Origin of the sequence: Chryseobacterium sp. MEBOG06, assembly GCF_021869765.1 — a bacterium.
Classification (GTDB): Bacteria; Bacteroidota; Bacteroidia; order Flavobacteriales; family Weeksellaceae; genus Chryseobacterium.
Window position 1 is genome coordinate 282,188 of the sequence record NZ_CP084580.1, and the last position, 13,244, is coordinate 295,431.

General features: G+C 34.6%; 13 protein-coding genes. All 13 read right to left on the reverse strand.

Annotated elements, in window-relative coordinates; translation table 11 throughout:
• Positions 1-7: 7 nt before the first annotated feature.
• From LF887_RS01235 to LF887_RS01295, 13 genes are read right to left on the reverse strand one after another with little or no spacing between them, the layout of a single operon-like run.
• Positions 8-835 (reverse strand): glycosyltransferase, encoded by an 828-nt coding sequence (locus LF887_RS01235; RefSeq protein ID WP_236857024.1) that lies wholly within the window; start codon positions 833-835, stop codon positions 8-10.
• A complete protein-coding gene (locus LF887_RS01240; RefSeq protein ID WP_236857025.1) occupies positions 832-1,653 on the reverse strand; it encodes a glycosyltransferase family 2 protein in 822 nt (273 codons plus the stop codon). Before LF887_RS01240 ends, LF887_RS01235 begins: the two co-directional genes overlap by 4 nt.
• Before the next feature lie 16 nt (positions 1,654-1,669).
• Complete coding sequence (locus LF887_RS01245; protein ID WP_236857026.1) at positions 1,670-2,338, reverse strand: NAD-dependent epimerase/dehydratase family protein; 669 nt, start codon at positions 2,336-2,338, stop codon at positions 1,670-1,672.
• Between the two features lie 26 nt (positions 2,339-2,364).
• On the reverse strand, positions 2,365-3,210 hold the full coding sequence (locus tag LF887_RS01250; protein WP_236857027.1) for a glycosyltransferase family 2 protein: 846 nt from the start codon (positions 3,208-3,210) through the stop codon (positions 2,365-2,367).
• 2 nt (positions 3,211-3,212) lie between these two features.
• The gene (locus tag LF887_RS01255) at positions 3,213-4,328 is read right to left on the reverse strand and encodes a glycoside hydrolase family 99-like domain-containing protein (RefSeq protein WP_236857028.1); all 1,116 of its coding nucleotides are present in this window, start codon (positions 4,326-4,328) and stop codon (positions 3,213-3,215) included.
• Between the two features lie 8 nt (positions 4,329-4,336).
• Positions 4,337-4,945 (reverse strand): DapH/DapD/GlmU-related protein, encoded by a 609-nt coding sequence (locus LF887_RS01260; protein WP_236857029.1) that lies wholly within the window; start codon positions 4,943-4,945, stop codon positions 4,337-4,339.
• Positions 4,946-4,979: 34 nt separating this feature from the next.
• A complete protein-coding gene (gene rffA, locus LF887_RS01265) occupies positions 4,980-6,122 on the reverse strand; it encodes a dTDP-4-amino-4,6-dideoxygalactose transaminase (RefSeq protein ID WP_236857030.1) in 1,143 nt (380 codons plus the stop codon).
• 6 nt (positions 6,123-6,128) lie between these two features.
• A complete protein-coding gene (locus tag LF887_RS01270; protein WP_236857031.1) occupies positions 6,129-6,761 on the reverse strand; it encodes an acetyltransferase in 633 nt (210 codons plus the stop codon).
• Positions 6,758-7,882, reverse strand: a complete 1,125-nt coding sequence (locus tag LF887_RS01275) for an acetyl-CoA carboxylase biotin carboxylase subunit family protein (RefSeq protein ID WP_236857032.1) — start codon at positions 7,880-7,882, stop codon at positions 6,758-6,760. Before LF887_RS01275 ends, LF887_RS01270 begins: the two co-directional genes overlap by 4 nt.
• A gap of 40 nt (positions 7,883-7,922) precedes the next feature.
• Positions 7,923-9,782 carry a DCC1-like thiol-disulfide oxidoreductase family protein gene (locus LF887_RS01280; RefSeq protein WP_236857033.1) on the reverse strand — a complete coding sequence of 620 codons (1,860 nt, stop codon included), beginning with the start codon at positions 9,780-9,782 and terminating at the stop codon, positions 7,923-7,925.
• A 3-nt stretch (positions 9,783-9,785) separates the two neighbouring features.
• The gene (locus tag LF887_RS01285) at positions 9,786-11,099 is read right to left on the reverse strand and encodes a glycosyltransferase (protein WP_236857034.1); all 1,314 of its coding nucleotides are present in this window, start codon (positions 11,097-11,099) and stop codon (positions 9,786-9,788) included.
• Positions 11,100-11,105: 6 nt separating this feature from the next.
• Entirely contained in the window at positions 11,106-12,341 is a 1,236-nt protein-coding gene (locus LF887_RS01290) for a polysaccharide ABC transporter ATP-binding protein (RefSeq protein WP_236857035.1), read from the reverse strand.
• 34 nt (positions 12,342-12,375) lie between these two features.
• A complete protein-coding gene (locus tag LF887_RS01295) occupies positions 12,376-13,224 on the reverse strand; it encodes an ABC transporter permease (protein ID WP_236857036.1) in 849 nt (282 codons plus the stop codon).
• Between the last annotated feature and the right edge of the window lie 20 nt (positions 13,225-13,244).

The window sequence follows — 13,244 nt, forward strand, 5'->3', positions numbered from 1 at the left end:
AATGAACTTATTTTTTTAAAATCTTTTTAACAATAAGCCCCATCACAAAAGGAACACGCGCAATATTATGCTGCAATGTCTTAAAACGGTCTATGGTAAACCTCGTATCTTCAGTCATTCCATATTCTGAGAAATCAACTTCTGGTACTGCTTTATGTTTAAAGGTTACATTCATCAGGTTGTATTGATGGATAATCTGTATGTACATTTCCTTACTGTCTTCCACAGAGAAATTTTCATAATGACGGTAACTGTTATGGGCCCTTTCTTTCAACATGGTTTTAAAATTGTCCACACTTTCCGCTAAGCTTACAAACGGATTTACGACTGCATTATATACATTTACCACTGCTTTACGGCCCGGCAGCATAGTAAGCTGATAACCTCTTCTTAAATCAATCACCAGATCATGAATCGGTTTGAAGTGCTCCTGTACCGTTTTTATATAGTCCTGATGAAGCATATCATCGTTATCCAGTTCACTGGTAATAACAAATTTTGTATCCGGAGTAAAGAATTGTGGAATGACCTCTACGGCTTTAGTTTTCATCACATCAAAATCCTCTACAAATACCGCTTTGAAAATAGGATATTCTGTTTCTATTTCTTTTATGATTTTTCTGAATTTATCAGAAGTATTTGTATCGAAAAATGTTAACCAGACATAATTTTGGTTGGTCTGATTTTTATAAGAAGGAAGTACATAGGTTCTGAATAATTTGAAACGGTCATCCAGCCATTCTTCTGTAAGGGGTTTAAAGCCTGATCGGGTCTCGTTCCAGCCTTTTGTGGGAACATTGAATCTTGTCATGATAACGTGTACAAACTGACTCATCTGAATAAATTTATTAAAAAGTTATATATTTTGTATGGTTTACTGCTGTATATTTTCTCCAGTTTTTTCTCATAGAAAGTTTTTCTGTTTAACAGAGAAATATAACTGGGAAAAAACTCATGAAACAGTGCTTTGTGTTTTTCATATACCGTATTATAGGTGATTTCTTTTTTATCGTTATTCTTTATAACATCATTATTTCTGGAGCTGACAGCATGAGATCTATAGTTGAATACAGGATAATCAATCTTGGTAATAGGAAGGTCAGGATGAGACGAAATAAGCTGGATCCAGAATTCCCAATCTTCGAATCCATAGATAAGATTTTCATCATAAATGATCCCTTCGTCAAAATATTTTTTGGGGAACATTGAGGTACAAAATAGTTTATTTTGAAGCAGTAGTTCTTTAAGACTGAATTTTTCCTGTAAACTGGATGTTGTATTAGTGTGACCAAAGAAAATTGTATCCGAAAATACGATCAATGTTTCTTTATTTTTTTCAAATACTTCCAGCATTTTTTCCAAAGCCAGGGGGTTAAAGGTATCATCTGCATCCAAAGGCAAAATATAATCTCCTGTAGCGGATTTTATACCTTTGTTTCTGGCGCTGGATACTCCTTTGTTCTCCTGACGAATATAGTGTATTTTATCACTTATCAATTTTGAAGCTATACTTGCAGTATCATCAGTAGAACCATCATCCACGATAATACATTCCCAATTGGTATAGGTTTGCTCTTTAATGGATTGTATACATTCTTCCAGGTATTTTGCATGATTAAAACTGGGAACAATGATGGAAACTTTATTTGTCATTAAGTATGTTTTTACTTTATAAATAGGCTGAAAATAATTTTTTTAAATAGTCTTCAGAAGAAATTCCTCTAAAAAAAGATTCCGTAAGAGGATTGAATTCAATATTATAGTACGAACCTTCATCAATATTCTCATACATCGCTTTTTTTTCTAAATAGCCTTCAAGCTGAAGCAGAATTTCAGACAATGAATACTGATAAGGGTAAGTGAGATTGATGATTTCATTATTGAATTCATCAATATAACGTTCCGCAAATAAAGCGATATCATCTGTACCAATAAGGATTCTTCTGGCATTGGTGTGAATGGTAAACTTATTTCCGGACAGGATTGAATTTTTCAGGAAGTTAATTAAAGTGTTTGGATTTCCTCCATGGCCTACTGCATTTCCAACCCTGAAAATGATAAAATTCTTACAGTGCTCTGCAATCCATTTTTCAGCGTTAAGTTTATGAATAACATACGGACTGTTTTTCTTAGTGGGGTCATAAATGCTGCAGGTGGAAAAATAGATCAGTTTTTTATCTGAAAATTCTTTAACAGTAGATTGTAAAAGAGAGATTTCCCTTTCAAATTCAGCCGGATTTTTTTCCAGAGAGTTTGATACCCCGGATGCGAAAAAAATTACATCTCCTCTGTCATAAGGTCTTACAGCATTTGCCAGAATTCCATTACCAATAATCATATACTTTTTTGTCTAATTAAGGGGTATTATAAATACTTAAAGATTTTAAATAATCCCAGTTGATCACCCAATTTTGCCCATTTTGATTTTTTAACCTGATCCAGTTTATGGAGTACCTTTTCATACTTTCCTTTGGAAACATACCTTTCAAGAAAAAGATCTTCAATATTGATATTCCTTCTTTCTGCCATTTTGATCATGGCTACCCAGTGCCAGAAGACTGCCTTATCTTCATTTGTGGTGGTGGAAATTCCATTCTTATGAATTCTGTATAAGTATAAATCTTCATCTATATATTTTACAGGTGCTGTTTCGCACATTTTCATATACCAGTCTTTGTCTTCAGCAATCTTTAAAAAGGGATCAATACCTGATGTTTTTTCGTAAACATTCTTCTTTAAAGTAGCAAAGCTTGAAATTTCTCCTCTGAAATTATAGTAGGATTGATCTAATTCTGTTATTTGCTTTGCTTTATGTACGGATTTAGGCTGAAGGTGTTCATCACAAAATACCAGATTAGAATACACAAGACCTGCTTCTGGATGTTCTGCATGGGTTTTTAAAACAATTTCCAAGGCATAGGGAACTAAAGCATCATCAGGATCCAGGAATCCGCATATAGGAGATCCGGCAAGGCTGATCAGTCTTTTTTTTGTATATCCTATTCCTTTATTTTCTTCATTTTGATAGATTCTAAACCTTGGGTCATCTCCAATGATATTTTTTATAATCTCCAAAGAATGATCGGTTGATCCATCATCCAGAATAATTGTTTCCCAGTCTGTTTCAGTCTGGGCTACTAAGCTTTGAAAACATTCTTCAAAAAAGTGCCCGTTGTTATAATTGGCGATCAGTACACTGAATTTACTCATTCTTATTTGTATTTATTCAATATTTTTTTTAATGCTTTCAAATATCCGAAACCATACTTTCTGTCTGGTTCCAGAATGTTGCCTTCTGCCCACTCGTTCCAGGATTTAACAATCAGGAACTGTTCCGGATATTCATTTTTGCCTTCAAGATATTTGACCGCTTTTTCTACTTGCTGCTCAAATAATTCCGGAGAGTTGTTGGTCAATATGATTCCATTATAACCGCTTCGGGGAGTGTTATCCCAGTTAGGTAAAATGCAGGGGTAAGTGGGTACATTGCTTTCTTCAAATTCTAAGTCGCTGACTACTGCATTTGCATCCTGCATTCTTACTTTAGGCTGCTCTTTTTTCTTAAGTCCTACCAAGCCCTTTATTCTGTTTTTGTAATATTGGGAATGGGAGATATATTCTTTTTTTTGGATGTGCGGGTTCCACGCTTTATGAAATGCATTAGAAATTTTACCATCATATCCTATAGCTTGAAAGTCGATGTCATCACGAAGTTTATTGGACGCCATAATATACAAGCCGTCAAATCCGTTTTTCTTCGCCAGTTCTCTGAATTTTGAGATATAGTAAGGATCTCCTTCATTTAAATGATTAGCATCATAGATGATAAAAACAGGTTTGTTATCTACTTTTATATATCTTTCATCTTTGAAGAAAGGTAAAAGATATTCAAAATGGGCAATCAGATCCTGCTCATCAGGATATTCCTGCTTGACCAGTATTTTTTCAGAAAGGCCGTGCCATATTCCGGACCAGGTTTCATTAGCCCAGCAAAAACAAAACGGGAAGTCTGGTTTTCCGGATTTCAAAACATCATTGGCTACCCTTTCTAATAGCTGTTTACCATTTCCGAACCAGTAGTGATAATAGATAAAACCATGCACACCATATTCTTTAGCCATTTGAGCCTGTTGTTCTCTTACTTCCGGAACACGCAGATCATAATATCCAAGGTCTGCAGGATATATAGGCTGCTCATGTCCTTCAAATAAAGGTTTGGCTTTTCCTACATTAGTCCATTCAGTGAATCCTTTACCCCACCATTCATCATTTTCGGGAACAGGGTGGTATTGTGGAAGATAAAAGGCAATGGGCTTTATTTTTTTCATAATCTGTTTTATAATGTTTTTATTAATCTGGCAGGAATCCCCGCAATAACAGAGTTTTCAGGAAAGCTTTTGTTGACGACCGCATTGGCCCCTATGATAGAATTTTTACCAATGGTCACTCCTGGAAGTATACATACACCTTCACCAATCCAGACATTGTCTTCAATAATTACCGGACCTTTGGAGTATAATGGCCTCATATCCGGAACTTTTTCCAAATCTTCAGCAGTGATAGTGCCGTGGGAATGATCAGATATATATATTCTGCTCGCCATAAGAACATTGTTGCCAATGACAATCTTATTGATGGCTCCAATGTGAACATCAGAGTTGCAGATAACATTATCACCAATTATTATTTCAGGAGTGAATATTTCTCCCTGAAAACGATCCCAGGCCTCAAGTCTTAGGTGGTATAAAGAGCTGAAATTTTTACCTATCGAGATATATTTAGGGTTTTTTATCCAATGATCTTCAGGGATTGCTGAATTGGCCCCGAATTTCTTAAAACTTTTTTTAGCCCATTCATTCAGCTTGTTTTGCTGGTGAATTTTATAAGCGTTAGAATTCAGTACATCGAACAAAAAATTTACAATATGTTTTTTAAAAAAATTCATATTTTTATTATTGAGAAGTGGTACAGTGCTTATGTTATTGAGTAAAAAAACTATTAATCAGAGTGATAACCTTATTCTGTTCAGTTTCAGATAATTCATAATAAAATGGCAGCCTAAGCAGACAATCTGTGAAATGATCAGAGTTAGGAATATCTATTTCAGGGTTATTGGCTAAGAAAAAGTCACTTTTATTTAAACTTAAATAATGGAAAACAGGGTGAATATCCTGAGCTTTTAAATACTGAATGAGATTGGTTCTTTCATCATAACTTCTGCAAACAATATAATACATATGAGCATTATTGGTAGCATAGGACGGGATATTGGGTAAAGTAATATACCCCTTTTCCTGTAATGAAGAAAGTCCATTCTGATAATTATGCCATATTTCTAATCTTTTTTTCTGAATGATATCGATGTTCTCCAGCTGAGCGTATAAAAAGGCTGATATGATTTCTGATGGCAAAAACGATGAGCCAAGATCTACCCAGCCATATTTATTCACTTCACCTCTGAAGAATGCACTTCTGTTAGTTCCTTTTTCACGGATCACTTCAGCCCGGTCAAAATACTGAGGATCATTAATGGCCAGCATTCCGCCTTCTCCGGCAATGATATTTTTGGTTTCATGGAAAGAGAAAGCTGCAAAATGGCCTATAGAACCTAATGCTTTTCTTGTGCCGTCTGAGAAGGTATAATAACTGTCAATAGCCTGTGCTGCATCTTCTACAACAAACAGATTATGTTTGTGGGCCAGCTGCATGATTTTTTCCATATCACAAGCTACTCCGGCATAATGTACGGGAATAATAACTTTTGTTTTTTCTGTGATATGTTTTTCTATTTCTACAGGATCTATATTAGGGTTATTATGATATGAGTCTACGAATACTATTTTGGCACCACGAAGTGCGAAAGCATTGGCTGAAGAGACAAAGGTATAACTAGGAACAATTACTTCGTCACCAGGTTCTACATTACACAGAAGAGCTGCCATTTCAAGAGCATCCGTACAAGATGTGGTCATCAGCACTTTTGGAAAATCATATTTTTGCTCAAAGAAATTCTGACATCTCTTCGTAAACATGCCGTCTCCTGATATTTTACCGCTTTTTACCGCTTCTTCTATATAGGTAAGTTCGTTACCTATAATAAATGGTTTGTTGAATGGAATCATATTTATTTATTTTATAAATCTTGCAGGATTACCAACATACAATCCTGATGTATCTAAATTTTTTATCACTACAGTCCCTCCTCCTAACTGTACCCTCTCCGAGATGTTTATATTGTCAATGACAGTACTGTTTATTCCAAGAACACATTGTTCGGAAATATTTACAAATCCCGCCAGACTTACAGAAGGAGATAGAAAACAATAATCTCCTATAGTTGAGTCATGGGCCACAGAACATGAAATATTAACAAGAACGTTATCACCTATTATGACATCCTGATCGATCATGCAGTTAGGATAGATAATGGTTCCCTGTCCTATTTTTGCTGAAGGATCAACAATGCTTGTTGAATGAATAAATTGATAAAAAGGAATCTTATTTTTAAAATCTTCAAACACCTGCTTCTTAAATGCTAAGTGTTTGTATCCAATACCAATCACCAGTTCATCAAAAATATCCTGCTGAAAAGAATCATAAACGTTGCTCCTATTACCTAATACCGGAAGGTATTTTACAAGACTTCCTTTTTCTTGAAAGTCATCAAAGAAACCCACCACTTTGTCTGCTGTGTCAGTATGAATGTGATGCAGAATCTGCTGTCCCAGATGACCGGATCCGATTATCGCAATACGTTTCATTTAAAATCAATTTTATGGTCAGACTGATAGATCAAATATCCTGAACGATCGTTGCTGGAATGTGCTTCCTGCAATGAAGGATTGGTAATTTCTTTTTTTACTATATCTTGGTTTTCTATATCATCAGAAAAGAGAGGAAGTAAGTATTCAGTATTCTTTGACAAAAAATAGACTCCTGAATATTTTTCTGACTTTATAGGTGTGGGAAAAGTGAACTGGTTTAAGGCGATATCTGTTACAGCCTGTAAATAATCAAAGCCTGTAGATAGTTCTACAAGATCTGATCCAATAAAATCACCTCCCATTCTGCTTCCAATTTCAATGGGATATACTTTTCCTTTATCGGTTATAATTAACTCTACATGAGAAGCTCCATTTTCAACTTTTGTTACCGCCAGTATTTTATAGGTGATCTCATGTATTTTATTTTTAATATCTTCAGATAATGTTGATGGCTGATGGTGGGCAAGCTCTACAAAATAGGGTGCTTTGGTTATTTCTTTATCAGTAATTGTTATGATTTTATGCTCGCCTTTCCAGCTAATTGTTTCGACACTTACTTCTTTGCCCGTTATAAATTCTTCCACCACGCAAGTCTTGCTAAATGAGTATCCGACGGCATTTTCAATAGCTTCCTTGGTGCCCTCGGGAGAATCTATTTTTATGACTCCCAGACTTCCTGACCTGTCAGCAGGTTTTATAATTAAGGGATAACTAAATAAATCAAAATCCTTTTCATTGAATGTTGAGACACTGGTAGATCTGGGAGAGTCAATGCCATGTTCTTCAAAACATTTTCTCATTAATGATTTATTGGTAGTGAGTAAAGAACATTCTATGCTGTTGCCTACCAGTTTTAAATTATCAGCAACATACGCTATTACAGGAATGCAGATATCCGTTGCTATTGTCAATATACCATCAATGTTAATCTCTTTGCATTTTCTAAGAATAGCTTCTTTTTCTAAAACTGAAATATCATAAAAATAATCAGCATATTCTTTACATACTGCTTTTCCATCATCCCAGGCAAAGCAATGTACTTCCAAACCGTTTTCTTTCGCCTTCTGAACTAAAGGTAATTGTAAATAACTAGCTCCTAATATTGCAATTTTTTTCATGATTAATAAATTGGAAAGATAATAATTTGTTCTATTAATATTACAGTGTTTCAACTTCAGGAACATCTATAGAGAATTCCTTGTTGTTCCATATTGCTTCGCCTATATCTGCCCATGGCTTATCCATCTGCTCTGAAAGAAATCCTTTTTTCCAATGATAGGGTGGGGTATCTATTTTCTTAAGTTTGATAATAAACTTCGCATCATTTAAGTCTATATTATTTCTGTATGCCCAGAAAGCGGTGAAATCACGTATTCCTTTCTTCAGATTATCCTGGTTGATTTCATTGTTGTTAACCCGGAATGACCATTTGACCCATGTAGGTCCATAATAAAGATATTTTCCCGGTGTCCCATCTTTATTAATAATTGGTAACCAGATTTCATTACCGCTTTTGTCTACACAGGTAACAGCAATAATATGATTGTATTCACTAAAGTGGTAGTCCATAAATACCCCATGATGGGTAATTCCCAAAAAAGTCTTGGTTATAGGTTCTACAGTATTTGAGATATTATTTATTACATGACCCAATGAAGTTTTTTCAAAACCTCCTTTTTTTCCAATAGAATTGTAGGAGACGATAATCTGTAATAATATGATAAAATAAAGTCCGAATTTAATTCCTGATACTTTTAGGTCTTTTAGAGTGTAATTTTGAAGAATTTTAAAATGGTCTTCATCCTGAGGAATTACAGGAGGAATATATCCACAGTTTTCCTCTGTACATCGTTCCGTATTTCTGTTTTTAGCGATGAACTTATATACGTGCTTTCCTAGGTGATAAATTCCGGGTATTCTCAAAAACCAGCTTATGGGTTTTAAATAGTTTATAGAATCAAAAACCTGGATGTAAGTATCTAAACCTTTGTATATTTTACCATTTCTGATAGAATGGATGTCATCCAGAAGATCATCAGTGGGAATGTTTTTTAGTAATAGTTCCTGTTCTGCATAATATTGTACTGTTTTAAAATCTATCCTTCCGGCAATGTCAAAATGTTGAATAATGATTTTTGTACGATTACACAGGGGACATTCTCCGTCATAATAAAAAAACAACTGGGAATTTTTTTTGTTTAAGGCAAATAATTTTTCCCAAAATGAAACGGGAACCATTAATAAATATATTGTACACATTCCAAATCCAAACCATGGGATTGGATAGCATATTACGATTCCCAAATGCAGTCCCAGGCCAATGATAAGTAGAGGAATACGCCATTTTTTTCGAAAAAAAGTAAAAAGAAATACAGATTCAAAAAGTAAGGTAAGATATCCTAATAATAACATCAGATACTCCTGATCCAAAATAGTTGGAATCGAAATAAAATTGGTGAAAGGAAAGCTTGTAGGATACCATACGCCTAAGCCTTTAGTCCAGTAAGAAGAGGAGAATTTGTAAAATATTGAATCAAAATATACAAATGCGACGCCTATAAAAACTGGAATAAGATAACATAATACGCTTACCTTTTTGGTAGGTTCATAATTAAAGCGGGTATTGGAATATTTGAGCTTTTGAATCAGACGGTCTAATGATAAATTTTGGGATAAAGGTAGAAACAGCATCAGGAAATTTATTCCGAGATAGGCGTAAAACATATGATACTCATAGGTGTTAATACTCCCAATAAGAATAATGGTCATCAAATAGTTGATGATGGTTGCTAATCTTGTAAACAGCCCGAATATAATGAAAACAAGGGCTGTCATCCAGATCTTGATTGGGATTCCAAAATTTATTTCAGCAGGATCCAGGAATGGTATTTTATCAAAAATCAGATGCCTGAAATAATTGAACTGCATCACTCCACAAAGTAATATCAATGAATAAGCTATTCTGAATACAGCAAGTCCTAGTCCTGAAATTTTTTTATTATAAAGATTTTTAATCATTTGTTATTCTAAAATTTTTGAGAAAATTCTTTCAGCATATTCATAAGATGAAAATTCCTGAACCTGTCTGACTGCGTTTTTCGAGAAAACAGTATAGGAATCTTTACTGAGTTCAAAGATTTTTCTTATTCCTTCAGCTAATTTTCTGCTGTCTTTTACCGGAGCTTTATATCCGTTATAATCGTCAATTACCATATTGGTAACAACTCCCGTATCAAATCCCACAACAGGTGTTCCACAGGCTAATGCTTCCGAAACCATCATGGGCCCGGAATCTTCGATAGATGAATTTATGAAAATATCAGCTGCTTGGTATAATAAAGCCAGCAGTCTATAATCTTTTATATAATCTATTTTTTGTTTTTTAAAGGTTACCTGGTCAAACTCTTCATTTACAGTATTGGAAACCACCAGAAGGACTATTTTTTCTTTTAATTCTATAGGTAATTCTTTATCTAATATTTTCAGAGCATCAAGTAAATAAGAAAAACCTTTTCTGGGATCTTCCATATTTTGGGCTCCTGTTAAAATATAAAAATAATCATCCGATAAAGAGAAAATTCTTTTAGCAATTGACTTATTTTTATCATTAAGGAGCTTGGTATCGATGAGGCTGTTGATATTGTGAATTGTTTTCTGATCTTTATAGATCTTTGAATTCTGAGCCTGTGTGAATGTTAATCCTGAACCTGCAATAATCTGAAAATTAGCTTTTTGAGCATTTTCATATTTTCTGTCAAAATTATTTTTTGCGATTACTTTTTCGTCAGCTTCTATAATAGCAGGACATTTTTCATCACAACCTCTGATATAACCTTCACACCCCCAGGAGAAATGACATCCTCCGGTAAAGTGATTCATATCTACTGTAATGTTGAAAATTTTTGCCTGGGTGGCATTATAAATATTCAACAAGTCTGTACTGTTGAGGAAGTCAATGGTCATTCCTGTAAAAATAAAATCCGGTGTAAAACCAACTGTTTTTATAAGACTTTCAACATTAATATTTTCTGACAATTCATCTTTACTTAAAAAAGAGTATTTGCTGTCAGTACTAAAATTTTTTTTTGCCTGTGAGGAAGAAGCTGTTGTAAGCTTAGCTTTGACTTTATTCGTTATAGTTCTTAGTAACCCTGGATTCGCAGGAACAGAAGATTGATGACTGTAAGCTTTAATGAATTCTTCATTTTTCGTTTTATACTTTACGCACATGACAACCTCATGCCCCATATTTTTTAAAATATGAGCAACTTTATACATTGCTTCATATGCTCCGTTTAGGTCACCTGTAGATAAAATTAATATTTTTTTACTCATTTGTTTTTACATCCATATTACAGGAGGGGTAATGATTCCGTTGTCTGTATCTCCGGCAAGAAAGTTCTCATGCCCCGTTTCTATGATATTAAGTTGTACACCTCCTTTTATTATATCATACAATTCTACCGAGGGAGTATCTATAGCAACTGAAAGTACATAAGTGTTGGGAATCAGCTTTTCACCTTCTATCTTTATAGTAAAACTATTTTCGTTTTTTCCATCAAATACCTTTCTGGCGATAAAGATTACGTTTTCAAATTTGTCCAAAACAGCGATATTTACTCTGATACCAGAAGTAACCCTTCTATTGATGAAGCTTATATCAACATTAATATCTTCATTGTGTCCAAATTCTGTGGTTTCAACAGATTTGTTATTATAGATTCTGACTTTTTGGATTTGGGCTTTTTTGTTTATATCCTCAATATAGCTGAACTCAACATTAGGAGAAAGTTCATTGATGATATAGTTTTCCAATACACTGTTAATGTCTCCGTGATGGTCAACCTGTCCGTTTTTTAAAAGAATACCGGATGTACAGAGTTGCTTAACGGCGGCCATATTATGACTCACAAAAAGGATGGTTCTTCCCTCACCTTTTGTTACATCATTCATTTTCCCCAGACATTTCTTTTGAAATTCAGCATCTCCTACCGCTAAAACCTCATCTACAATAAGAATTTCAGATTCCAGGTGAGCCGCTACCGCAAAAGCTAAGCGGACATACATCCCTGAAGAATATCTTTTAACTGGAGTGTCAATGTACCTTTCAACTCCGGAAAAAGCTACGATTTCATCAAATTTACGTTTGATTTCTTTACGGGTCATTCCTAATATGGCACCATTTAAGAATACATTTTCCCGTCCTGTCATCTCAGGGTGAAACCCGGTACCTACTTCTAATAATGAAGCGATTCTACCATTGGTATATATTTTTCCTGTAGTAGGTTTTGTTACCTTACTCAACAACTTAAGCAGAGTAGATTTTCCGGCACCATTTCTTCCAATAATTCCTACAGCATCACCTTTTTCGATTTCAAAATTAATATCACGGAGAGACCAAACGTATTCAGAATCCCCTTTGGTCGCTCTGTCGTTTGCTTCCCCAATTTTCAAATAAGGATCTTCTTTTCCTCTTACTTTATACCAGAATCTGTTGAGGTCATGAGAAAGAGTACCTGTTCCGACCTGTCCCAGGCGGTATTGTTTAGATATATTTTCTGCTTTTAAAGCCAGCATATTTTTTCAATTTATATTTTTAAATAAGGAGTAATTATACAGTATCCATAAAGGTTTTTTCAACCTTATTGAAAATGACAATTCCTGCAGCCATAATGATAAGAATAATGAAAGTGCTTATACCCAGCATAAGCGGGGAGAAGTCACCAACGCCCAACCATGCATATTTAAAACATTCAAAAATTCCGGTTAAAGGATTATATAAAGCGACCTCTTTAAAAATTCCTCTAAGAGCAGAAGTAGGATAGATAACAGGAGTGGCATACATATATAAACTTACACCAAATCCCAGAAGCATACTGAGATCTTTGTATTTCGTTGTGAGAGCGGAAAATATCATTCCCAGTCCTAATGAGAAAAGCGCCATCAGTAAAATAAGAAAGGGAGTTGCAAGAATCCACCAGTTAACATGAATCTGCCCCTGACTTAAATAATATCCCCATACGATAATGAATAAAAGAAACTGCACACCAAGCCGCATAAGATTGGAAATAACAATCGATAGGGGAGTGACAAGTCTTGGGAAGTATACCTTGCCGAATATTCCTGCGTTTCCTGAAAAAGTAGAGGAAGTTGCCAGTAATGAGGAGGAAAAATAATTCCAAAGAGTAACACCTGCCAGATAAAAGAGTAGAGGGGGAGCGCCGTCAGTGGGTAACTTGGCAATTCTGCCAAAAATTACCAGATATACAATAGTTGTTAAAATAGGATTGATAAAAAACCATACCGGGCCCAGGATAGTTTGTTTAAAGCTGGAAACAAAATCTCTTTTGACAAACATATAGACAAGATCTTTGTATTTCCAGACCTCCTTTAGCTTCAAGTCAAATAACGAATGATCTGCATCAATCGTTTCTGTCCACTTTTGTTGTGGTTCATTCATCTGTGTAAGTTTTTGCAAAT